General features: G+C 78.2%; 13 protein-coding genes. 6 read left to right on the top strand and 7 right to left on the bottom strand.

The genetic code is table 11. The features are described from left to right. A partial coding sequence (locus KDL28_RS31545) for an AAA domain-containing protein (RefSeq protein ID WP_252444388.1) occupies positions 1-2,813 on the bottom strand: 2,813 nt, incomplete at its 3' end. A gap of 230 nt (positions 2,814-3,043) precedes the next feature. On the opposite strand from KDL28_RS31545, the gene KDL28_RS31550 reads away from it, so the two are divergent. Further along, positions 3,044-3,844, top strand: coding sequence for an SDR family NAD(P)-dependent oxidoreductase (locus KDL28_RS31550; RefSeq protein WP_252444389.1), 801 nt, complete (start codon positions 3,044-3,046; stop codon positions 3,842-3,844). After that, a complete protein-coding gene (locus KDL28_RS31555) occupies positions 3,841-4,386 on the top strand; it encodes a cupin domain-containing protein (protein WP_252444390.1) in 546 nt (181 codons plus the stop codon). Before KDL28_RS31550 ends, KDL28_RS31555 begins: the two co-directional genes overlap by 4 nt. Here KDL28_RS31555 and KDL28_RS31560 read toward each other — a convergent pair. Beyond that, a complete protein-coding gene (locus KDL28_RS31560; protein WP_252444391.1) occupies positions 4,334-5,095 on the bottom strand; it encodes a VOC family protein in 762 nt (253 codons plus the stop codon). The two genes, KDL28_RS31555 and KDL28_RS31560, sit on opposite strands and share 53 nt — an antisense overlap. 174 nt (positions 5,096-5,269) lie before the next feature. On the opposite strand from KDL28_RS31560, the gene KDL28_RS31565 reads away from it, so the two are divergent. Next, complete coding sequence (locus KDL28_RS31565) at positions 5,270-7,039, top strand: ATP-binding protein (RefSeq protein ID WP_252444392.1); 1,770 nt, start codon at positions 5,270-5,272, stop codon at positions 7,037-7,039. 34 nt (positions 7,040-7,073) lie between these two features. On the opposite strand, the gene KDL28_RS31570 is transcribed toward KDL28_RS31565, so the two are convergent. After that, positions 7,074-7,970, bottom strand: coding sequence for a hypothetical protein (locus KDL28_RS31570; protein WP_252444393.1), 897 nt, complete (start codon positions 7,968-7,970; stop codon positions 7,074-7,076). Between the two features lie 127 nt (positions 7,971-8,097). Between KDL28_RS31570 and KDL28_RS31575 the strand changes: the two genes are divergently transcribed. From KDL28_RS31575 to KDL28_RS31585, 3 genes are read left to right on the top strand one after another with little or no spacing between them, the layout of a single operon-like run. Further along, positions 8,098-9,291, top strand: a complete 1,194-nt coding sequence (locus KDL28_RS31575; protein ID WP_252444394.1) for a metallophosphoesterase family protein — start codon at positions 8,098-8,100, stop codon at positions 9,289-9,291. After that, positions 9,291-12,656, top strand: a complete 3,366-nt coding sequence (locus KDL28_RS31580) for an AAA family ATPase (RefSeq protein ID WP_252444395.1) — start codon at positions 9,291-9,293, stop codon at positions 12,654-12,656. Before KDL28_RS31575 ends, KDL28_RS31580 begins: the two co-directional genes overlap by 1 nt. Before the next feature lie 47 nt (positions 12,657-12,703). Next, positions 12,704-13,690, top strand: a complete 987-nt coding sequence (locus KDL28_RS31585) for a DNA double-strand break repair nuclease NurA (protein WP_252444396.1) — start codon at positions 12,704-12,706, stop codon at positions 13,688-13,690. Positions 13,691-13,697: 7 nt separating this feature from the next. Here the strand turns inward: KDL28_RS31585 and KDL28_RS31590 are convergent, their stop codons facing one another. From KDL28_RS31590 to recC, 4 genes are all read right to left on the bottom strand, one after another. Further along, positions 13,698-14,372 (bottom strand): hypothetical protein, encoded by a 675-nt coding sequence (locus KDL28_RS31590; RefSeq protein WP_252444397.1) that lies wholly within the window; start codon positions 14,370-14,372, stop codon positions 13,698-13,700. 193 nt (positions 14,373-14,565) lie between these two features. Further along, positions 14,566-16,485, bottom strand: a complete 1,920-nt coding sequence (recD, locus tag KDL28_RS31595) for an exodeoxyribonuclease V subunit alpha (RefSeq protein WP_252444399.1) — start codon at positions 16,483-16,485, stop codon at positions 14,566-14,568. Positions 16,486-16,553: 68 nt separating this feature from the next. Beyond that, positions 16,554-19,976 carry a UvrD-helicase domain-containing protein gene (locus tag KDL28_RS31600; RefSeq protein ID WP_252444401.1) on the bottom strand — a complete coding sequence of 1,141 codons (3,423 nt, stop codon included), beginning with the start codon at positions 19,974-19,976 and terminating at the stop codon, positions 16,554-16,556. After that, the gene (gene recC, locus KDL28_RS31605; protein WP_252444403.1) at positions 19,973-23,302 is read right to left on the bottom strand and encodes an exodeoxyribonuclease V subunit gamma; all 3,330 of its coding nucleotides are present in this window, start codon (positions 23,300-23,302) and stop codon (positions 19,973-19,975) included. Before recC ends, KDL28_RS31600 begins: the two co-directional genes overlap by 4 nt. Positions 23,303-23,385 lie beyond the last annotated feature (83 nt).

A 23,385-nucleotide genomic window follows, 5' to 3' on the forward strand; every position in this document is an offset into this window, starting at 1 on the left:
GGCTGCCCCCGGCGGTGGGGCGGCCGGGCCACCCGCCCCCACACCCCCGCGCGCCCGACCCGCAGCGGGCTGCGGCCGATGTCGGTCAGCACGTGCAGCGGTCGCCGCGGGCCCAGCGCCGCACCCAGCGCGGCGATCGCCGGGTGGCTGCGGAAGTGCTCGTCGAGCACGGCCGCCCCGCCCGCCGCGTGCTCGGCCGCGTCCAGCAGCGAGTGCCGCGCGGGGGACAGCCGGTGGCGGGCCAGCCAGTGCCGGGCCACGCCGTGCCGCTCGCGCAGCACGCAGTCGGTGCGCGAGGGCAGCTCCCCGGCCAGCGGCAGCTCGGCCGGGTCGCCCACCACCAGCGCCCGCCGGGCCCGGAACAGCAGCGGCACCGCCTCGGGCAGCGAGCAGTGCTGGGCCTCGTCGATCACCACCAGGTCGAACAGCGCCGAGCGCGGCGGGATCCGGTGCGCCGACGCCGCGGTGACCGCCCAGCCCCGCAGGTGGCGCAGCACGTGGTGGAACGCGGCGCGGTCGGGGGCGCCGCGGCGGCGGATGCTGCGCAGCTCGGCCAGCGCCGGGCGGCCCCGGTCGACGCCGTCGAGCACGACGCCGGTCAGCAGCTCGCCGGAGGCCTGCTCCAGCCGTCGGCGCGCGGTGACCAGCGCGGCCCGCAGCTCGGTGTCGACGACGGCGGCGCGGGCGGCCTCGCCTGCGGCCCGCCAGCGCTGCTCGGTGTCGTCGAGGGCGGCCAGGGCCACGCAGGTCTCGGCGGTGCGGCCCTTGCCCGGCGGCAGGTCGACACCGCCCAGGAACCGCCGCCTGCGCAGCTCGCCGAACAGCCGCGCCCCGGCCAGCTCGCGGGCCCGCTCGCCCCAGCCGGGCCCGAGCCTGCGGGTCAGCTCCTCGCCGGTGTGCCCGAGCCGCCCGTGCGCGGCGGTGCGGGCCCGGCCCAGCGCCAGCAGCTCGGCCTCACGGGCCGCGACGGCGCGCAGCTCGGCCTCCGCCGAGCCGACCAGGTGCTCGGCGTAGCGGAAGCCCATCGCCCTGGTCTCGGCGTCGCGGCGGGGCGCGGGGGTGGCGAGCAGCTCGTCGAGCGCGCCGGCCTCGGCGTCGCGCCCGCCGGGGTGGCCGGCGCGCAGCAGCAGCCCGGGCACGATCCGCCGGCAGCGCTCGACGATCTCGTCGACGGCGCGGTCGCTGGCCGCGGCGACCAGCACCCGCTGCCCGGCGGCGACGGCGGTGGCCACGGCGTCGACCACCAGGCGCGTCTTGCCGGTGCCCGGCGGCCCGGTGACGGCGGTCAGCCGCCGGGTCATCGCGGCCTGCAGCACACCGCGCTGGGTCGCGGTCAGCGCCTGCGGGGTGACCAGGGCGACCGGCGCCGCGTCCGGCGGGTCGGGCGCGCCGGGCAGCAGCGCCGCCAGCGCCGAGGCGCCGATCGCCTCCGGGGTGCGGGCGATGGCGTCGAGGTCGGCGAGCAGGTCCACGACCGCGGCCGGGGGCGCGGCGGTGAAGACCACGGCCAGGTTGCGCGCGCCGTCGAGCGGGCTGCGCCGGTCGAGCCGCTCGCCCAGGTGCCCGGGGTCGAGCCGGTCGAGCGCGCGCAGGCCGAGCTCCTCGCGCAGCAGCCGGTCGGCGTCGGTGACCAGCCGGGCGCCCTCGCCGCGGTGCCAGCCGGGCACCCAGGTGGTGGCGAGCGCGGTCGCCTCCTCCGCGCCCAGCAGCAGGTGGGCCAGGCCGAGGTGGGGCACCGGCTGGCCGATCGGGCGCAGCCGTGGGCCGTCCGCGCCGGGCACGACCTCCAGCCTGCGCACCAGCAGGGGCGCGCACAGCGGGGCCGACCAGGCCCGCCCGTCGGGCTCGCCGTGCAGCACCACCAGCGGCCAGCCCGTCCACAGGGTGCGCTCGCCGTCGCGCTGCGCCGCCGCGACCAGCTCCGCGGCTCCGGCGGGCACCGGCAGGAGGCCCTCGCCGTCGACGTCGTCGAGCAGCGCCCGCTCGTGCCCGCCGACCACAACGTGCCCGTCGCCGTCCGGGTCGAGCAGCGGCAGCGTGCCGGCGCCTGCCTGGATGGTGTTGCGGTAGTAGGCCAGCAGCTCCCGCCACTGCGGCGGGCGCGGCGCCCGGCCCGAGGGCGGGCGCGGCGCGGGCCGGCGCACGTCGCCGTGCAGTGCGGGGGCCAGCACCGGCACCCGGCCGCCGACGCGCACCGCCGACACGGTCACCGAGCGTGGCGGGTCGAGGTCGCGCAGGGCGAGGTCGGCGGCGTCGGCCAGGTCGTCGGTGGTGACCAGGACGTCCTCCTCGGCGCCCGCCCGCAGGGCCGCGGCGAGGGCGTCGGTGAACGCGGGCGACTCCTCGGCCGGGTCGGAGGCGATCAGGTACACCCCGGCGGGGGACGGCAGGGCGGCCGCGACGGTGCGCCCGGGGTCGGGGCAGTCGAGCAGCGCCACCTTCTGCTCCGACCAGCAGTCGGCCAGGCAGCGGGCGAGGAAGGTACCGGTCAGGCCGGTCTCGGCGGGGCGGTCGGGGTCGGTGTCGCTGCCCGCGACGACGAGCTCGCCGTCGGCCGCGACGGTGGCCCGGCAGGCCAGGTAGACCAGGGCGAGCTCGTCGGGGTCGCGGTCGGCGCAGAACCGGGCCACGGTGGCCCGCAGCGCGCCGGAGGTGAGGTCGGAGCGGACGGCGACCTCGGCGCCCGGGTCCTCGCGCAGGGCGTCGGCCAGCCGTTCGGCGGCGGCCCTCGCCGAGGTCAGCGGCGGGAACCGGGGGTCGTCGTAGTGCTCGATGTGGATCAGCAGCGCGCGCCGGCGCGAGGGGATGGTCACGGTGGGGGTGTCACGACCCTCGCGCCGCCCGCTGCGGCGCGCGGCCCCGGAGGGGTCGGTCCACGCATGTCACTGTTGGTACACAACGGCGGGCGCGCCGTGGTACCCGCCGGGCGGGTGAGCCGCTGCGGGGCGTTCGTGCGCAGGGTGACGCGCCCGCGCCCGCCGTGGTGAGCCGGTCGGGTCCGGACGGCGCTTTCGGCGCAGCGCCGCCCCGGGATACTCGGGCCGTGCCCGCCCCAGCGCCCGTCCCCGACCCGGCCCTGCCCGACCTGAGCGGCACGGTGACGCTGGTCACCGGGGCCGGTGGCGGCATCGGCGCCGGGATAGCCGAGCGCTTCGCCGCGGCCGGAGCGGCGGTCGTCGCGCACCACCGCGGCGGCACCGGCCCCGCCGCCGCGAAGGCCGCCCGGGTGGTCGACCGGATCGTCGAGCAGGGCGGACGGGCGGTGACGGCGCGGGCCGACGTCACCGATCCCGACGCCTGCGCGGCGCTGGTCAACGTGGCGTTCGCGCGCTTCGGTCGGCTGGACGCCGTCGTGGCCTGCGCGGGGGTGCAGCCGGTGACCCCGCTGACGGGTCTCGACCAGGCCGGGTGGCGGGAGGTCGTCGACGCGAACGCCGCGGGGAGCTTCGCCACGCTGCAGGCCGCCGCCGCGCGCCTGCGGGGTGGCGGTGGCTCGATCACCCTGATCGCCTCGATCGAGGGCACCCGACCGGCCGCTGGGCACGCCCATTACGCGGCGTCCAAGGCTGCGGTGATCATGCTGGCCCGGGCCGCGGCGCTGGAGTACGGGCCGTCGGGCGTGCGCGTCAACTCCGTGTCGCCCGGCCTGGTCGACCGCGCCGGACTGGAGTCGGACTGGGCCGACGGCGTGGCCCGGTGGCGCGGACGTGCTCCGCTGGGGCGGATGGGGGAGCCGTGCGACGTCGGCGACGCGTGCGTGTTCCTGGCCTCGCCCATGGCCCGCTGGATCACCGGCCACGACCTGGTCGTGGACGGCGGCATGTCGGCGGTGCCGGGGTGGTGAGCACCGGGGTGGTGGTCGCCGACGGGTCCGACCGCGCCGACGGCGAGCGCATCGCCGCGCTGCTCGGGCTGGAACCGCTGCCCGACGAGGGCGGGCTCTTCCGACGGACCCACCTCGACGCGCACTCCTCGGCCATCCACTACCTGCTGCTCGACCCGGACTTCTCCGCGCTGCACGCGCTGACCGCGCCGGAGGTCTACCACTTCTACGCCGGCGCTCCCGTGCGCATGCTGCTGCTCGACCCGGACGGTACCGCGAGCGAACCGCTGCTCGGCCCGGACCCGACCATCGGCCAGCACCCCCAGCTCGTGGTCCCCGCCGGCACCTGGCAGGGCGCCCGCTCGACGGGCGCGTGGTCGCTGGTGGGCACCACGATGGCCCCGCCGTTCGACGAGAGCGGCTTCCGGCTGGGCGAGCGCGCCGACCTGACCGCCCGCTACCCGGCCTGGCGAGAGCGCATCGCGGAGCTGACCCGGACGGGCCGACCGGTCACCCCTCGAGCGCCTGGTGGAGCGCGAACGTCGCCCCGAACGGGTCGGTGAAGATCCCCATCCGGCCGAACGGGGTGTCCTCGGCCGGCATCAGCACGGCCGCGCCGGCGCGCGCGGCGACCGCCTCGGCGGCGTCGACGTCGGCCACCGAGAAGTACGTCAACCAGTGCGACGGGACCCCTCCCGGCGTCCCGACGATCCCGCCGACCGGCTCGCCGGCGACGAGCAGGTTCGCGTAGCCGCCCGGTGCGTCGGGCACCGGCTCGAAGGCGTGCCCGAAGACGGCGGCGAAGAACCCCTTGCCGCGCTCGACGTCCGACAGCCGGGCGTCGGTCCAGGTGACGGCGCCGGGCTCGGCGGTGATCCCGAAGCCGATCATCCCGGCCGACTGCCAGACGCCGAACGCGCCGCCGGTGGGGTCGAGCGCGACGGCCATCCGCCCGTTGCCCGCGACGTCCGCCGGCTCGACCAGCAGCGAGCCGCCGTGCTCGGTGATCAGCTTCGCGGTGGCGTCGGCGTCGTCGGTGGCGAGGTACACCGTCCAGCGCGGCGGTGCGTCGCCCTGCGCGGCCGGTCCGATGGCGGCCGCGGCCCGGCCGTCGACCTGCGCGACGTGGTAGTTCCCGAACGCCTCGCCGGAGTCGATGAAGGACCAGCCGAGCACCGCGCTGTAGAAGGCGGTCGCGAGGGTGACGTCGGGAACCGCGACGTCCACCCAGCACGGTGTGCCGGCGGGCCACGGGGTGTCGCGGACGGGCATGGGACTCCTCCTGCGGGACGCGGCGGAAATTGTGGCGGAGATGCGGCGGAATGCGATTGCGCTGTTCGGTGGACCGCGGCGCCGGGCGCGGTCAGCCTCGCACCCACCCCCGACGGTCCGCGACCCGCGCGGGTTGCCGGCGGGACGGTCGGCGCACCGGGATAGCCTCCGGCGGTGGCCGATGAGACACCGGTGGGGCTCGTCGCCGGCACCGAGGACTCCACCCCGCTGCTGTTCAACGTCGCGCTGGCCCCCGAGCAGTACCTCCAGCTCGACGACGTGGTGATGACGAAGCGGACCGTGCCCGGCTTCGGCGAGGTGGTCACCGCGGGCGTGGTCACCGAGGTGCGCGCCCGCCACGAGGGGGCCAGCTTCGGCTCCGACGTCTTCCTCATCCGCGAGGGCGTGCTGCCCGCCCAGGTGCAGGAGATCGCCGAGGTCACCACCACCCGGGTCGAGCCGGAGTGCTACGTGCCGCCGACGCCGGGCGCCCCGGCCCACCGCGCCACCGGCGACGACCGGGCCAGGGCGCTGTACTTCGACAAGATGGACAACAAGGTCCCGGTGGGCCTGGGCCGCGACGGCGAGCCCGTCTACGTCAACCTCGAGTTCCTCGACGGCACCCGCGGCGGCCACGTCTCGATCAGCGGCATCTCCGGCGTGGCGACCAAGACCAGCTTCGCGCTGTTCCTGCTGTACTCGATCTTCCGCAGCGGTGTGCTCGGCAAGCGCTCGGTCAACGCCAAGGCGCTGGTGTTCAGCGTCAAGGGCGAGGACCTGCTGTTCCTCGACCAGCCCAACAGCAGGTTGTCGACCGAGCCGCAGGGCGACGACCTGCGCGCCGCCTACGCCCGGGTCGGCCTGCCCGCCGCCCCGTTCGCCTCCGCCGGCTTCTTCGCCCCGCCCACCCCCGACGACCTCACCGGCCGCCCGCACGTCACCGGGCGCACCAGCGGGGTCACCGCCTTCTGGTGGACGCTGGCCGAGTTCTGCGCCGACGAACTGCTGCCCTACGCCTTCGCCGACGCCGAGGACGAGCGCAACCAGTACACGATGGTCATCCACCAGGTGACCGCCCGCCTGCGGCGCGAGCACATCCCCCTCGACGACGGCGCCGTCCAGATCGAGGGCCAGGTGCTGCGCACCTACGACCAGCTCGTCGAGTTCGTCTCCGACCGGCTCACCGACGAGGACGCCCGCCGCGACTGGGCCGGCCCGGTCACCGGCACCGGCACGGTCAACGCGTTCCTGCGCAGGCTGCGCTCCAGCCTCAAGCCGCTGCGCTCGATCGTGCGCGGCGACCTCACCGACGTCCCGGCCCGCCGGGTCAGCACCGACGGCCAGCAGCTCACCGTGGTCGACCTGCACAACCTCCCGGACCGGGCGCAGCGGTTCGTGGTCGGCGTGGTGCTGACCGCCGAGACCGCCCGCAAGGAGTCCGCCGGACCGGGCGGCCTGCTCTTCACCATGATCGACGAGCTGAACAAGTACGCCCCGCGCGAGGGCTCCAGCCCGATCAAGGAGGTGCTGCTCGACATCGCCGAGCGCGGCCGCTCCCTGGGCATCATCCTGATCGGCGCCCAGCAGACCGCCAGCGAGGTCGAGCGGCGGATCGTGTCGAACTCCTCGGTCAAGGTGGTCGGCCGGCTCGACCCGGCCGAGGCCGGCCGTCCCGAGTACGGGTTCCTGCCGCCGTCGCAGCGCGCGCGGGCCACGCTGGCCAAGCCGGGCACGATGTTCGTCTCCCAGCCGGAGATCCCGGTGCCGCTGGCCGTGGAGTTCCCGTTCCCCGCCTGGGCGACCCGGCTGTCGGAGGTCTCGGGGCCGATCGTGTCGGCCACCGCCTCCGGTGCGAGCAACGGCAACGGGGCCGCACCGGCGGCCCGCCGGGACCCGTTCGCCCGGCTCCCCGCCACCCCCAGCGACGACGACGCCCCGTTCTGATCCGTCGACCGGATCCCACCCGGCGCCGGCGCCCTCACACGCGGGTGAGCGTCCAGGTGCCGGTGCCGACGGCCAGGTCCTTGTCCGGACCCATCCAGCGCCCCGCCATCGCCCGCCCGCCCGGGGCGACCACGAGCTGCACCAACCCGTGGTAGACCGCGCCGCGGTAGTACCCGTCGGGGGCGGTGTGCTCGGTCCACGAGCCGGTCACCAGCAGCCCGTCGGCGCGCAGGTCGAGCTCCACCGAACCGGCGGCGGTCGGTTCGCTGCGCCCGACGAGGCGGGCGCCGTCCAGGCGGAGCCGGAACCGGTGGGCGGCCTCGAGCTCGGCGCCGCGCCCGGAGCTGACGTAGGTGTAGCGGCTGTCCCAGCGCCCGACCAGCTCCGCGGGGGCCGGGCCGTCGGGGGAGTCGGCGCGGCCGGCGGCGATCGCGGTGGCGGTGCTCGTCTTCAGCAGCAGCTCCCGCCGCCGCGGCTCGGGTAATCGCTGCGCCCAGTCCGCCACGGCGCGGGTGAGCTCGGGCAGCCCCAGGTTTCGGACCTGCCAGGCCAGCGAGGACTGCTCGTCGCGGCCCGCGGGCCTGCCGGTGCGGTGCTCGCCCCAACCGGCGACGAGGTCGGCGACGTCGCACTCGTAGACCTGGGCGAGCCGGTCGAGCACGGCCAGCGACGGGGCGTGGCCGGTCGGGCTGGGCCAGGTCTCCCAGTAGGAGATGTTCTTGAAGCTCTTCGGGTCGTCGGGCCAGCGGGTGTTCCACGCCGCGGCGGCGTCGGCCTGGCTCCAGTCGTGCGCGACCCGCATGGCGACCCTGGCCGGCAGGCCGTAGCGCTCGCGCAGCACCGCGGCGATCTCGGGCCACGCGTGGCCGCCGGCGCGCAGGGACCGGGCGAGCTCGCGGTGTTCCTGGCGTCGGCCGCCCCGGGACGTCATTCCGGGCACGCTACTTCCGAACCGTTCGGGAGTCACGCTGTGAGGTCGTCCCGCTGCGCGGTGTGCGTGCGCTCACCCGGGCGGGTCGGCCGGGTCCTGTCGGGGGCGCCACCTACGATGTGGCCCGATGCGGCTCCTTCACACGTCCGACTGGCACGTCGGCAAGACCCTGAAGGGCCACTCCCGGCTCGACGAGCAGGAGCGGGTCCTGCGCGAGATCGTCGGTATCGCGCGCGACCGGGAGGTCGACGCGGTGCTCGTCGCCGGCGACCTCTACGACACCGCCGCCCCCACCGCGGCCGCCCAGCAGCTGGTGGTCCGCACGCTGATGGGGCTGGCCCGCGACGGCATCCCGGTGGTCGCGATCGCCGGCAACCACGACCACGCGCCCACCCTCGACGCCTACCGCCCGCTGGCGGGCGCGGCCGGGATCACGCTGGTCGGCCAGGTGCGCACGGCCGAGCGCGGCGGCGTCGTCGAGCTCACCGCGGGCCCGACGGGCGAGCGGGCCACGATCGCCGTGCTGCCGTTCCTGTCCCAGCGCTACGCGGTGCGCGCGGCCGAGCTGGTCAACCGCAGCCCGGCCGAGAACACCGCCGACTACGACCAGCACCTGCGCGACGTGCTGGCCAACCTGACCGCGGGCTTCCGCGATGACTCGGTCAACCTGGTCATGGCCCACCTGACCGTGCTCAACGGCAAGATGGGCGGCGGTGAGCGGACCGCTCAGTCGATCTTCGAGTACGCCGTGCCCGCGTCGATCTTCCCGGTGGAGACGCACTACGTGGCGCTGGGCCACCTGCACCGCAGGCAGCGGATGGAGGCGCCCTGCCCGGTGCACTACAGCGGCGCGCCCCTCGCGGTCGACTTCGGCGAGCAGCAGAACACCCCGGTGGTCTGCCTGGTCGAGGCGGCCCCGGGCGTCCCGGCCACGGTCACCGACATCCCGATCACCACCGCCCGCGGGCTGCGCACCGTGCGCGGCACCGTCGCGGAACTGTCGGTGCTGGCCGACAGCATGGCCGGCGAGCGGTCGGGCGACCCGGAGGAGGGCGACTTCCTGCGCGTCTGGGTGCGCGAGCGGGCCAGGGCCGGGCTGCGGGAGGAGGTGACGGCGCTGCTGCCGAACGCGCTGGAGGTGCGGATCGACCCGGAGTTCGCCGCGCCCACCGAGACGCCGCGCCCCTCGGCCGGCCACGGCGACGCCGACCGCCACCCCGCCGAGCTGTTCCACGAGTACCTCGGCACCCGCTCCGTCGCCGACGAGCGGGTCGAGGCCCTGTTCCGCCGCCTGCACGACCGCGTCACCGGGAACGGCTGATGCGCCCGGTGCTGCTGGAGATCGCCGGGTTCGGCTCGTTCCGCGAGCCGACGACGGTCGACTTCGCCGGGGCCGATTACTTCGCCCTGGTCGGCCCGACCGGGGCGGGCAAGTCCACCGTCATCGACGCGATGACCTTCGCGCTGTACGGCTCGGTGCCCCGCTGGGACAACAGCCGCACGGTCGCGCTCGCGCTCGCGCCCACGGTCAACCGGGGCACCGTCCGGCTCGTCTTCGACATCGTCGACGCCCGCTACGTGGTCGCCCGGGAGCTGCGCCGGGCCGCGTCCGGTGGGGTCTCGGTGCGCGGGGCCCGGCTGGAGCGGCTGCGCGACGCGTCCGGGCTCGGCGGCCCGGACGAGGAGACCATCCCGCTGGCCGACGGGGCCGGCCCGGTCAGCAAGGCCGTCGAGGACCTCCTCGGCCTGCCCTTCGGCGACTTCTGCACCTGCGTGGTGCTGCCGCAGGGCGAGTTCGCCGAGTTCCTGCACACCGAGCCGCGCAAGCGCCAGGAGAAGCTGGTCCGCATCCTCGGCCTCGGCGTCTACGACGTCGTCGCCCGGGAGGCCAACACCGAGGCCGCGCGCCAGCGCCAGCGCGCCGACGTGCTGGCCGAGCAGCTCGGCGGCTACGCCGACGCCACCGCGGAGGCCGAGCAGGCCGCGGGCGAGCGGGTGGGCGCGCTGGAGGCGCTGGTCGAGCGGGTCGGCGCGGCCGTCCCGGAGCTGACCGCCGCCGACGCCGCCGTCGTCTCGGCGGGCGCGGCCGTCGAACGGCTGCACGACGAGCGCCGCCGCCTGCGCGCCCTGGCCGTGCCCGGCGGCGTGGCCGATCTGGCCGCCCGCCACCGCGCGGCGGCCGGGGCCGTCGAGGCGGCCACCGGGCGGGCCCGGCTCGCGGAGCGGTCCGACACCCACGCCCGCGAGGGCCTGGCCGAGGCGCCTGCCCGGGGCCCGCTCGAGCAGACCCGGCAGCGGCACCGCGAGCTCACCGGGCTGACCGGCGAGCTGCCGCTCGCCGAGGAGCGCCACGCCAAGGTCCGCGCGGCCTACGAGGCCGCGACCGCCGCCGCCGCGGCGGCCCACGGGGCCGTGGACGCGGCGCGCGGCCGCCACCAGTCCGCGGCGTCGGCCCTGGCGGGGGCGCGCGACGCGGCCGCCCGCATCACCGCCGAGCGCGACGGGCTGGCGGCGCTGTCCGCCCCGCCCGGCCTGGACGCCCTCGACCGCCGCCGATCGGAGGCGGCCGAGGCGCTGCGGGAGGCCGAGCAGGCGCGCGTCGAGGCGGAGCGGGCCGACGCGGCCGCCCGGGAGGCGCTGGCCGCGGCCCCCGAGCGCGCCCCGCTGGAGCGCGCCCGCCGCGACCACCACGACCTCGCCGCGGCGGTGCGCGAGCGCGAGGCCACCGAGCGGCGCGTCCAGGACGCCCGCACGGCCGCGGCCGCGGCGGGCGAGCGGGTCGCCGAGGTCCGCCGCCGCGTCGAGCACGCCCAGGAGCAGCGCACGGCCGCCCTGCGCAGCGACCTGGTCGCCGCGCTGCGCCCGAGCCTGGTCGAGGGCGAGCCCTGCCCGGTCTGCCGGCAGGCCGTCCCGGCCGGGAGCCTCGATGCCCACGCCGCCGCCGACGCCGGGGAGGGGGCGACCACCGACCTGGCGGCCGCCGAGCGCGCGGTGGCCGCGGCGGAGGCCGACCACGAGCGCGCCCGCGCCGCGGAGTCGGCCGCCCTCGCCGCGGTCGCCGCCGCCGAGTCCGAGCTCGACCGCCTGAGCACCGCGATCGAGCGCCTGCGCGCCGCGCTGGCCGACGCCCCGCCCACCGTCGACGCGGTCGACCGCGCCCTCGCCGAGCTCGATGGGCTCGCGGAGGCGGCCGCCGGGGCCGACGCGGCCGCCCGGGCGGCCCGCCGCAGGCGCGACGAGGCCGCCGCGGCGGGGGCGGCCGGGGGCGCCGAGGCGCCGGCCGCCGGGGCCGGGGCGCGCCCCCCGGCGGCGGCGCTGCGCGCCACGCGCGACCCGCTGGTCGCGCTCGGGGCGCCCGCCGTCGACACCGACGACGCGCCCGCCGGGTGGACCACGCTGGTGGAGTGGGCCCGCGCGGAGGCCGCCGCCCGGGAGGGCGATCTGACCGCCGCGCGCAGCGCCGCGCAGAGCGCGTCCCGGGAGGCCGAGGCCGCCGAGCGCGAGCTGCGCGACGCCGAGAGCGCCGCCCGGCAGGGCCGCACGGAGGAGACCGCCGCGGCCCGCGCCGAGCAGGAGGCCAGCTCGGCCGCCGAGGCGGTCCGGGCCCGGATCGCCGAGCTGCGCGACGCGCTCGCCGATGCCCCGAGCGACACCGAGGCCGCGGCCGAGCTGGAGCGGATCAACGCGCTGGAGGCGCGGGCCAGGCAGGCCGACGCCGAACTGCGCGCCGCCCGCGGGGCCCAGCGCGCGGCCGAATCGGCGGCGGCCGCGGTCGATCGCGACGTCACCGCGGCGTGGGCCGCCCTGCGCTCCGCGCGCGATCCGCTGGTCCCGCTGGGCGCGCCCGCCGTCGAGGACGCCGCGGGCGGCGACCTGGTGGCCGCCTGGGGCGCGCTGGGCGAGTGGGCGGGCCGGGAGGCCGCGGCCCGCGACGACCGGCTCGCCGCCGCCGAGAAGGTGGTCACCGAGGCCGCCACCGCGCGCGACGAGGTGGAGCGCCGCCTCGGCGACGACCTCACCGCCCACCAGGTGGCCGTGAGCGGCCCATTGGCCCGCGCAGCGCTGCCCGCAGCAGCCGCCGCCGCGGAGCGGGCCCGCGGCGCGCGCGACCGGATCGCCGAGCGCCGCGCCCAGGCCGGCCGGCTGGTGGCCGAGCGCGACGAGGCCGAGGGCGCCCAGCAGGTCGCCCACATGCTCGGCCGACTGCTCCGCTCGGACGGCTTCCCCCGCTGGCTGGTGGCCTCCGCGCTGGACGCGCTGGTCGCCGACGCCTCGGTCAGCCTGGCCGAGCTCTCCGGCGGGCAGTTCGAGCTCACCCACGCCGACGGCGAGTTCCTGGTGATCGACCACACCGACGCCGACGCCCGCCGCCCGGTCAAGACGCTCTCCGGCGGCGAGACGTTCCAGGCCAGCCTGGCGCTGGCGCTCGCACTGTCCGCGCAGATGTCCGGCCTGGCCGCGCAGGGCGCCGCCCGCCTGGAGTCGATCTTCCTGGACGAGGGCTTCGGCACCCTCGACGAGGCCAACCTGGAGACCGTGGCCAGCACCCTGGAGGCGCTGGCCACCCGCGGCGACCGGATGGTCGGGGTCATCACCCACGTCCCGGCGCTGGCCGAGCGGGTGCCGGTGCGCTTCGCGGTCAGCCGCGACCAGCGCACCTCGTCGATCACCCGGGAAGGCGCGTGACGGCGCGCCTCCCGCGCCTGCCCGCGGGCCGGGGTGAGGATCACCCGGTGAGGTTCAGCGTCGACCCGTGGGACCCGGCCTACGGGACCAGCACCGGCAGCCAGCGCGGCGAGTCCAGCGCCGAGGTCGACGTCGACGTCGAGGTGCCCGCGGCCGAGTGGGAGCCCGTCGACCCGAGCCCCGGGCTGGCCCCGCCGTCGGCGGTGCTGTTCGTCGACGGGGTGCGCCGCGTCGACGCCCAGGTCTGGGTGCACGGCCCGAGCGGCGAGGCCGCGCCCGCGCTCTGCGCGTCCTACGCCGCCGGTGTCGTCTGCTGCTGCCCGGACCAGGGCGCCCACGTCGTCAGCGCCGACGTCCGGCGCGGGCTGTTCACCACCGCCGACGACGGCGCCGACCTGGTGACGGCCGCGGGCCGCTACGAGACGGTCAAGACCGAGACGCGCACCCCGGAGACCGCGGGCGTCGCACCGATGCAGCTGCTGTCGCTGGCGCTGCAGCGCGGTCTGATGGCCGCCGAGCAGGAGGCGGCCGAGCAGGCCCGCGCCGGGCACAGCACCCCCGACGACCTGCTGGTGGTGGACGGCCCCCTGCACGAGCGCCGCCGGCTGCCCCGCGCGATCGGCTTCGTCAAGACCCACCGCAGCGAGTACCTGCCCGAGCGGCTGGTCGGGGTGGTGGCGGCCCTGCGGGCCGGGCAGCGCACCCCGGTGTTCCGGGTGGGCAGCCGGTTCGAGGTCTACACCTGGTACCTGCGCCTGCCGTGCGCTCCCGGGGCGCCGTGGGCCGGGGTGGTCCGGGTCGAGTGCAGCGCCGAGCTGTCCGCGGCCGAGGCGGGAGCGCTGGCCGCGACGAGCCAGGTCACCCTGGGCCGCTTCGCCTCGACGGAGTACAAGGACTCGCGGGCCCCGCAGAACCTCTACCCCATCGCCGGCCTGGAGCGGGCGCTGCGCAGGCGGCTGGGGGAGCCGGGCGTGCTCTACCGGGCACTGCGGCGCGCGGCGGCGACCTCGACGGCGCCCGTCCCGGCCGCCTGAGGGGCCACTAGCGCCGCGAGCCGCCCGGCGGCGTGGCCTCCGCGGACACCAGCGGCCCCGTCGCCGTCGGACCGTCGTCCCCGGGAGCCTCCCAGCGCTGCGTGTCCTGCTCGTGCGCGCCGGCCGCGGGGGTGCGGTGTCCCGGGATCCGGGTGGGCGCGGGGAAGTCCAGGGTGGGTTCGTCGGGGCGGCGGGCGGGCGGCTCCTCGACCGCGGCCTGCGCCTCGCGGAACAGCGTGGTCGCCACCCAGCGCAGCAGGACGTCGTCGCGGCAGACCGTGAGCAGCTCGGCCTGCTCGCGGACCTGCGGGGAGCTCGGGTCGCTCGCTCGTTGCCTGCGGACGAGCTCGCCGAACTCGACCGGCCGCTCGTCGGGGAAGGGCTCGGCGGGTCCGTCGATGCCCAGCCCGGCCAGCAGCAGCCGCAGGGCGCCGAACCCCAGCACCCGCAGCCCGTGGGGCAGGGAGGTCAGCCCGTAGCCGGAGACCGCGGTGACCCCGCCGTCCAGCAGGGCCCAGCCCTCGACCGTGGGGGAGTGCACGTCGCGGTGGACGGCGTGCGGGAGGCGCTGACCGGCCAGCCAGTCGCGCACCCGCTGCCGGTGGGCGGGCACCACCTCGAACACGGCGGGGCCCAGCGACGTCGCGCGAACGACGTCCGACCACCTGAGCACCATGCGCACCGCCCTCCACCGACGAGCTAACCAGCAAGGCCGGACCACCGCAGGCGCGAGCGAGGGCTTCGCCGGTCGGGCGAGGCGGGAGTCCGCCACGGGGCCCTTCCGCGCGACTACCCCGGCCCGGCACGGCGGAATCGGATCGATGGTGTGAACCGGGTGGCCGCGGACCTGCACCGTCGTGCGGCGCGGGTGGGCCTCAGCGGGCCAGCCGGTGGCGCAGGCCGCTCGCCCGGCCGACGGGGCGCTGCACGGCGGCCCGGACGGCGTCGGCGGCGCCGACGACGCGGACGAACTCGCGGGCCCGGGTGACCGCCGTGTAGAGCAGCTCCCTGGTCAGCAGCGGCGACTCGGCCGGGGGGAGCACCACGGTGACCCGGCGGAACTGGCTGCCCTGGCCGCGGTGCACCGTCATCGCGTGCACGGTGGCCACCTCGCCCAGCCGCGACGGCGGGTGCAGCGACGGCGGCCCGCCCCGGGCGAACGCCACCCGCAGGCCCTCCGGGCGGGCCAGCACGACGCCCGTGTCGCCGTTGAACAGCCCGGCGTCGTAGTCGTTCTCGGTGACCAGCACGGGCCGGCCCGGGTACCAGGGCCCGGCGTCGCGGTCGGGGCCGAGGCGGCGCTCGCCCAGCCAGCGCTCGACGTCGGCGGTCCAGCGGGTCACCCCGAACGGGCCCCGGCGGTGCCCGCACAGCACCCGGTGCACCTCCAGGGCGGCGAGCGCGCCCGCCGCGTCGCCGGCGCGGGCCGCGTCGGTCAGCGCGCGACCGGCGCCGACCACGTCGGCGCGCACCCCGGCCAGCAGCTCGGGGGGCAGCGGGCCGTCCGGGGTGGGCTCGACGAAGCCGAGGTCGTCGTGGCCGGCGCGGAGCAGCTCGACCGCGGTGTCGGCGTCGCCGTCGCGGACGGCGCGCGCGAACCGGGCGATGGCGCCGCCGAAGCGCCAGACGTGCTCCAGGGTGACCACCCCGTTGACCACCGGCGGCGCGGTCGGCAGGCCCAGGCCGCCCAGCGCGGCCTGCAGCGCGGGCTCCGGGCGCCCCGCGGCACGGGCCAGGTCGCCCAGGACGGCGCCCGCCTCGACGGAGGCCAGCTGGTCGGGGTCGCCGACCAGGACCAGCCGGGTGTCGGCGCGCACGGCGTCGAGCAGGCGGGCCATCATCGTCAGCGACACCATCGACGTCTCGTCGACCACCACCACGTCGAACGGCAGGCGCTGGGTGCGGTCGTAGCGGAACCGCCGGGTGCCCGGGCGCCAGCCGAGCAGCCGGTGCAGGGTGGCGGCCTCGGGGATGCGGGCGCGCAGCTCGGCGGGCAGCTCCTCGGCGACGGCCTCCTGCAGGCGGGCCGCGGCCTTGCCGGTGGGCGCGGCCAGCGCCACCCGCGGCGCCGGCCCGGGCTGGTCGTGCAGCACCTGCAGCAGCCGGGCGACGGTGGTGGTCTTGCCGGTGCCCGGGCCGCCGGCCAGCACCGTCACCCGGCGCAGGGCCCCGACGGCCACCGCCAGCCGCTGCCCGGCCGACTCGGCCCCGGGGAACAGCTCCCGCAGCCCGGCGCGCAGCGCGTCCGCGTCGGCGGCCGGGGGCGGCAGCGCGGCCCGCTCGGTCAGCGAGCGCCGCACCGACTCCTCCTCGCGCCAGTACCGGTCGAGGTAGAGCAGGCCGTCGACGAGCCGCAGCGGGCGCCCGGGTGGGGCGTGCTCGCCGTCGGCGACGAGCGGGCCGGCGACGCAGGCGGCCAGCCAGGCCCGCGGCTCCGGCCAGGGCAGCGCCGAGACGTCGACCAGCTCGTCGCCCTCGCCCAGCACGGTCCGGTCGACGGCGGCCAGGTCGACGCACACCGACCCGAGCCGCACCGCGCGCACCGCCAGTGCCACCGCGAGCAGCACCCGCTCGTCGGCCTCCCCGCCCAGCCCGCCCACCCGCGCCGCCACCTGGACGTCGGACGCGTCGAGCACCCCGGCGGTGTTGAAGGCGCCGAGCAGCCCGGTGGCGGCGCGCGAGACCCGGACGTCGGCGGGGTCGGCGAGGGCGTGCGGGGCGACCGGTGCGGTGGCCGGGGCGGTGGCCGGGGTGGCCGGGTCGGGACCGGGGCGTGCCGTGCTGGGTGCTGCCATGGGGACCTGCCGGGGAACGACGGCCGCGGGCGGCCGGGCTGGGGAAGCGGGCGGGGTGGCTCAGCGCGTCACGGGGGACCGGCCAGCAGGTCGGAGAGCTCCACGGTGAGCGCGGCCGGGGGCGACCAGCCGAACACCCCGCAGGGCGTGCCGTCGTACGCCGGGGTGTCGGGCCCGCACATGCCGCGCACGAACAGGTAGAGCACCCCGCCGAGGTGGCGCTCGGGCCGGTAGCCGGGCAGCCGCCAGCGCAGGTACCGGTGCAGCGCCACCCCGTACAGCAGGGCCTGCAGCGGGTAGTGCGCGGCGATCATGGCCTCGGCCAGCCGGGGCGGTCGGTAGTGCGCGGCGGTCAGCGGGGCGCGCCCGTCCGGGCCGATCGGACCCAGCCAGTTGGTCTTGTAGTCGACGATGGCGAACCGGTCGCCGGGCAGCCGCAGGACGGCGTCGATGCTGCCGGTCAGGTAGCCGCGCAGGCGCTGGTCGGGCAGCTCGGCGAGGGCGTCGGGGTAGTCGCGCAGCGGGTCGTCGGCGGGCAGGTGCCGACGCAGCAGCGGGACCAGCGCGTCGAGCGGGACCGGGGTGCCGCGGTCCTCGCCGCCGGCCAGCGGCAGCTCGAACTCCAGCTCGGCGAGCCGGTCGCGCGGGGCGATGGCGTCCAGGGCGAGGCCGCCCGCCAGCGGACCCAGCGGGGTGCGGGCCACCGGCGCCAGCGCCGCGGCCAGCCCGTCCGCGTCCAGGCCACCCGTGGGGTGGCGGGCGAGCTGCTCGCGGCAGTGTGCGGCGAGCTCGCCGGACAGGTCGGCGGCGGTGAGGTCGGCGGTCTCGAAGACGGCGTGCACGAGCGTCCCGAACGCGGCCCCCAGCGGGAGGTCGGCCATCGGGGAGGCCATCGCGTCGGCGGCGTCGACCGGTCCCGCGCCCGCCGGCACCGGGTCGGCGTCGGGGTCGGCCGCGGAGCCCTCGTCGTCGGTGACCCGTTCCTCCGGCTCGACGGCGGCGTGCGCGCTGCCGTGGCCGGCCGCGGTGAGCGCGGTGTACGAGGTGCGCCGCCACGCCGTGTCGAGCACGCGGTCGAACGGCGCCGCGGCCAGCGCGGCCGCCGGGTCGGCCGGGCGGCGGTAGCCCGGGACCGGGCGCTCGTCCACCCGCTCCACCGAGATCCGGCTCGCGTTCGCCCCCGCGCCCAGCTGGCGCAGCGCGGTGACCGCGGCGTGGTCGGCGGGCACCCGGCAGAACTCCGGCGGCTCCGTGCCCGGGTCGGGGCGTCCCACGAGCAGCCGGTGCAGCGGGGAGGCCGCCGTGGTGGTGGCCGGCACCCACCAGGTGACGACCTGGCAGCGGGCCCGGGTGAGCGCGACGTAGAGCAGCCGCAGGTCCTCGCCCGCCTCCTCGCTGCGGTGGCGCGCGCAGCGCTCCTTCCAGCCCTCGCCGCTCTCGCCGCCCACGTCGAGCACCCGGGCGCCGGTCTCGTCGTGCAGCAGCGGGACGTCCGGGTCGCGCACGTTGCGGTCCCAGGCGAAGGGCAGGTAGACGATCGGGAACTCCAGGCCCTTGCTGCGGTGGATCGTGATGATCTGCACGGCGGCGGCGTCGGAGTCGAGCCGTCGGCTGCGGTCGGCGCCGACGTCGGTGGCGGCCCCGGCGATCCGGTGGCGCAGCCAGTCGACCAGCGCCGCCGGCCCGAGGTGGCCCTCCACCGCCGCGGCGTGCAGGGCCTGGCCGATGTGGCGCAGGTCGGTGAGGGTGCGCTCGCCGTCGGCGGTGGCCAGCAGCCGCCCCGGCAGGTCGGTGGCGGTGGTGACGGCCTCCAGCAGCGCGGCCACCCCGCGCTCGCGCAGCACCGTCGACCAGGTGCGCACGGTGGCGCCGAGCCGGTCGAACAGCTCGTCGGCGCCCGGGCCGCACAGCTCGGCGACGGTGTGGCCGAGGAAGCAGGTCAGCGCGGCGGCGCGGGTGCGGAACGCGCGCGGCTGCTCCAGCGCCTCGAGCAGCGTGAGCCAGTCGGTGGCCACCGGCGCGCCGAACACGCTGGCGGTGCCGGTGAGCACCGCGGGGACACCGGCCGCGGCCAGCGCGTCGCGGATCCGGCCGCCCTGGTCGTTGGTGCGCACCAGCACGGCCACGTCGGCCGGCGCGATCGGCCGCCCCGCCACGGTGGCCCCGCCGGCCAGCAGGGCGGCGATGTCGGCCGCGGCGTCGCGGGCGACCGCGTCGCGGGCCGGACCGACGACCACCAGGTCGCGCCGGGGCGCCTTGGGCAGGCCCTCCCGGCCGACCACCCGCAGCCGGAACGGGGTGTCGACCGGAGCGCCGTGCAACCGCGCGACCGGGTGCGCCGACTCGACCGGGTGCACGGTGATCCGGTGGTCGCCCAGCGCCGCCCCGGCCAGCACGGTGTCCAGCGCGGCCAGCAGCGGGGCGTCGCTGCGCCAGTTGGTGCCCAGCGTGGCGTGCTGGGTGGCGGCCTCGGTGGCCTCCAGGTAGCTGACGACGTCGGCGCCGCGGAAGGCGTAGATCGCCTGCTTCGGGTCGCCGATCAGGACCAGCGCCGTGTGGCCGTGGAAGGCCCGGCGCAGGATCTCCCACTGCACCGGGTCGGTGTCCTGGAACTCGTCGACCAGCACCACCCGGTAGCGGTCGCGCAGCCGCTGCGCCGCGCCGCGGGCCGGGTCGGCCAGCGCGTCGGCGAGGCGGGTGAGCATGTCGTCGTAGGTGTAGATGCGCAGCGCGGCCTTGCGGCGCGCCACCTCCGCGCGGACGGCGCCGGCGAACCGGAACCGGACCTCGGCGGTGCTGCCCGGCTCGGCGTCGGTGGGCTCCAGCCGGGCCTGCCCGTCGTGCACGGCCCGGCGGGCCAGGGTGAGCGCCTCGGCCCGGGAGAACTCGGGCACGCCCGCCGAGCGGGCGCCGTACTTGCGCACGTAGAAGTCGTCGACGACCTCGGTGATCAGGTCGTCGATGGACTCGACGAACACGGCGTCGGGGTCGGCGTCGCCGGCGATGCCCAGCCCGGCCAGCATCTGCTGGCAGAACTGGTGGGTGGTGGCGATGGTGGCCGCGTCGAACTGGGCGAGCGCGCGCACCAGCCGGGCCCGGCGGCGCTGCACCTCCGCGTCGGGCGCGTCGCCCAGCAGGGCCAGCACGGGGTCGGTGGAGGCGCGGGCGGCGCCGGGGTCGGCCAGCGCCAGCGCGGTGTCGACCAGGCGCTCGCGGACCCGCTCGCGCAGCTCCTGGGTGGCCTCGCGGCCGAAGGTGACCAGCATCAGCTCCGGCAGCGCGGCCCGGCCCTCGGCCACGTAGCGGGCGGCCAGCGCGGCGATGGTGAACGTCTTGCCGGTGCCCGCGCTGGCCTCCAGCACGGTCGTGCCGCTGGGCAGCGGGCCGGTCAGGTCGAACGGCGCCGGCCCCGCGGAGCGCGCCGCCCGGCGGGCGGCCAGCGAGTGCACGGTCGCGGGGGGCGTCGGGGTGGTGGGGGTCGTGGCGGTCACAGCCGCACCACGTCCTCGGCGGCGAGCAGCGGCTCCCACAGCCGCAGCGCGAGCGCGCCGAACCGGGTGGGCTCGCCGCCCGGCCCGCCGGGCTCGCGGGTGAGGTCGGCGCCGTCGGGGCCCCAGACCTTCGCGTGCGCGGGCTCGCGGCACTCGGCGCCCGCGCCCGTGGTCCACTTCCGCATCGCTTCCTCCAGCGCCGCGCCGGCGTCGGCCCCGCCGCGGCGCACCGAGGCGTAGGACAGCCCCGTCGCCGTGGGCAGCGGCAGCGGCGCGCGCAGGCCGTCGTGGTAGAGGTCGACCAGGTCGGCCAGCAGGGCGGTGGCGCCCGCCTGGTCGAGCGGTCCCGCGGTGGCCTTCATCAGCGCGTGGCCCGTGCCGCGCCCCAGGGTGACCGCCGTCCACCGCTCGCCGGTGCACGCCGTGAGGGCCACCAGCCGCACCCACGCCCGGATGCGCTGCTTGGCGGCCAACCGGGAGTACTCGACGCGCAGCAGCACCGGGCCGTGCAGGCCGCCGAGGGTGCCGACGACGCGGGTGCCCCCGGGCAGCACGACGTCGACGTCGCGGTCCTCGGCGCCCCCCGGCCCGGCCGGGTGCGCCATGGCCGCGGTGACCAGCGGCTCGACGTCGTCGAGCACGTCGTGCAGGAGCCGGTCGCCCAGGGCGCCGGGGGGCAGCTCGCCGCGGCGCCACTCGGCCTGCCTGCAGCGCTCCAGCGAGTGCCCGGCGAGCCGGTCGCGCAGGAGGCGGTCGCCGACGGCCCAGCGGCCCAGCCCGTCGGGGTCGACGGGGAGCGCATCGGTGGGCTCGTCCTCGCCCGCGAACAGCGACAGCCCCACCCGCTGGCGCAGGAAGCCGCGGACCGGGTGCTCCAGGAACGTGACCAGGTCGTCGAGGGCGACGACGGCGTCGGGGACCGGGTCGAGCGGCGCGGCCAGGAACGGCGCGGGCGGCGCGGCCGGGTGGGCCGCGGCCAGCGCCCCGGCCAGCTCGGCCCGGTCGAAGCTGAACGGGCCGGGCGCGCCGAGCGCGGCGGGGGTGAAGTTGCGGGCGTCGAAGGGCTGCAGCGGGTGGCGCACCACCACCTGCGGCAGCGCTTGTCGGCCCGCGGTGGCGGTGATGGCGTCGAGCAGCTCGCCCAGCGGCACCGCGGGCGGGCGCCGGGCGCCGGTGCGGGCGTCGGCCCCGGAGTGCACCACGACGAGGTGCTCGGTGGCCGCGCAGATCGCGTCGAGCAGGAGCTGGCGGTCCTCGCTGCGCGGGTCGCGCTCGCCGGCCAGCGGGTCGCGGGCGAGGAGGTCGTCGCCGTCGGGCACGCCTGCCCGCGGGAAGGCGCCGTCGTCGAGGCCGAGCAGGCAGACGACCCGGTGGGGCACCGAGCGCATCGGCACCAGCGTCGCGACGGTGAGGCTGCCGGTGCGGAAGTTGGCCCGGCCCGGCCGCCCGCGCAGGCGCTCGTCGAGCAGGCCGCGCACGTCGGCGGGCCCGAGCGGCACACCCGCGGCGTGCGGACCCGCGGCCCGGGCCGCCTCGGCCAGCTCGGTGCGCGCCTGGGCGGCCTGCCAGGCGTCGGACTCGGTGGTGTCGGTGAGCGCGTCGAGCCCGGAGATCAGCGCCTCGACCCACCGGGCCAGCGGCTGCTCCGCGCGCAGCCCGGCCAGCACGTCGCCGAGCCGCTCGACGAACTCGGCCAGCTTGCCGATCCGGGCGATGTCGCCGGAGTCGACCTCGTCGAGCGGGAGGGCGGTGCCCAGCCACTGCGGACCGCCGCCGTCGGCCCCGTCGGAGCCGCCCTCGGCCATCGCGACGCCGAGCAGCAGCCGGTCGAGCCCGGCCGCCCAGGTGTTCTGGGGGAACCCGTCGAGCCGGAACGGCGCGCGGTGGGCGGCGTCCAGGCCCCAGCGCACCCCCGAGCGCACCACGAGGTCGGTGACGCGCTCGATGTCGTCGGTGTCGAGCCGGAAGCGCAGCCGCACCGGGGGCGAACCCAGCAGGTCGAGCAGCTGGGAGGCGGTGGCCCGGGCGCCGGCCAGCTCCAGCAGCTGGGCCACCGTGTCGAGCAGGGGGTTGACCTGGCGCAGGGCCCGGTCGGCCAGCCGGACCTGCAGCCGGTGGCCGGGGTGCCCGGCGGGGTCGCCCGGATCGCCCTGCTGGTCGTGCAGGCCGAACGCCGCCGAGATCAGCGGGGCGAAGGTCTCGATGTCCGGGCACATGACCAGCACGTCGCGCGGCTCGAGCGCCGGGTCGTCGCGCAGCAGGCCCAGGACCACCTCGCGCAGCACCTCGACCTGCCGGTCGGGGCCGTGGCAGGAGTGCACGCGGACGCTGCGGTCGGCGGGGTCGAGCGGGGTGGGGGAGCTCGGGGGAGCGTCGTCGCGCAGCTCGCGCTGCAGCCTGCCCAGCAGCGTGGGCGGCGGGTCGGGCAGGCGGTGGTGGCGGTCGGTGCGCCCCGGCGCCGCGACGGCCAGCCGGACCTGCAGCTCGCGCACGTCGCGCCCGAGGGAGGAGAGCAGGGGGTGGCGGGGGGCGTCGGCGCTGGGGTCCTCGCGCCTGCGGGGCACCCGCGCGGGCGCGCCGACGCCCGCCCAGAGCGCGGGGGAGGGGTGCGGCAGCCACAGGTGCACCTCGCGGTGCTCGGCCAGCGCGGCCAGCACCGCGAGCTGCTCGGCGGGCAGCCGGGTGGGCCCGAAGACCGACAGCCGGGTGGGCAGGTCGGCCCGGCCGGGCTCGGCGCGCAGCACGGCGCACGCCTGCGCGAGCCGCTCGGCCGGCCCGGGGCGCCCGATCCGCTCGCGGAGCCGCCGCCACAGCTGCGGCTGCCAGGCCAGGTCGGCGGCGCGGGGGTCGAGCTCCACGTCGCCGCGGCGCCAGGCCTCCAGCATCTCCGGCCGGTGCGCGGCGTAGGCGGCGAACAGGTCGGCCAGGTGGCGGGCGGCGGCGTAGCGGCGGCCGCGGTGGCGGTCGACGTGGCGGCCCAACGGCGCGCACCACGGCTCGTCGGCGCACTCGTCGACGACCTCCAGCAGCGGCCACACCGCCCGCTCCGGGCGCCACGGGTCGTCCTCGGGGTCGAGGCCCGTCGCGGCGCCCACGGCGGCGGCGACCACGGCGGAGGGCGGGGGGAACACCACCCCGGCGCACACCCCGTCGCCGCGCTCGGCGCCGAGCCGGTGCGCGAGGCGGTGGGCCAGCCAGCGCTCGATGCCCTTCGCCGGCACCGCGACGACCTCGCCGGCGAACGGGTCGGGCAGCGGCGAGGCGAGCAGCCCGCCGAGCGCGTCGGCCAGCGCGTCGGCCCGCTCGGCCCGGTGCACGAACAACATCGATCCACCTCCCCGTCGCACAAACTAGGGCGCCGGGCCCACGGGACCCGACGCGGGAGGGCGTGTCGCGGCGAGTTGTCCAC

It is taken from the genome of Pseudonocardia humida (genome assembly GCF_023898865.1).
Taxonomy (GTDB): Bacteria; Actinomycetota; Actinomycetes; order Mycobacteriales; family Pseudonocardiaceae; genus Pseudonocardia; species Pseudonocardia humida.

Bases quoted from the DNA above. Each gene is read 5' to 3' on its own strand.
- KDL28_RS31560 (WP_252444391.1), bottom strand. From the start codon at position 5,095: ATGCCCGTCCGCGACACCCCGTGGCCCGCCGGCACACCGTGCTGGGTG.
- KDL28_RS31570 (WP_252444393.1), bottom strand. From the start codon at position 7,970: ATGACGTCCCGGGGCGGCCGACGCCAGGAACACCGCGAGCTCGCCCGG.
- KDL28_RS31575 (WP_252444394.1), top strand. From the start codon at position 8,098: ATGCGGCTCCTTCACACGTCCGACTGGCACGTCGGCAAGACCCTGAAG.
- KDL28_RS31580 (WP_252444395.1), top strand. From the start codon at position 9,291: ATGCGCCCGGTGCTGCTGGAGATCGCCGGGTTCGGCTCGTTCCGCGAG.
- recD (WP_252444399.1), bottom strand. From the start codon at position 16,485: ATGGCAGCACCCAGCACGGCACGCCCCGGTCCCGACCCGGCCACCCCG.
- recC (WP_252444403.1), bottom strand. From the start codon at position 23,302: ATGTTGTTCGTGCACCGGGCCGAGCGGGCCGACGCGCTGGCCGACGCG.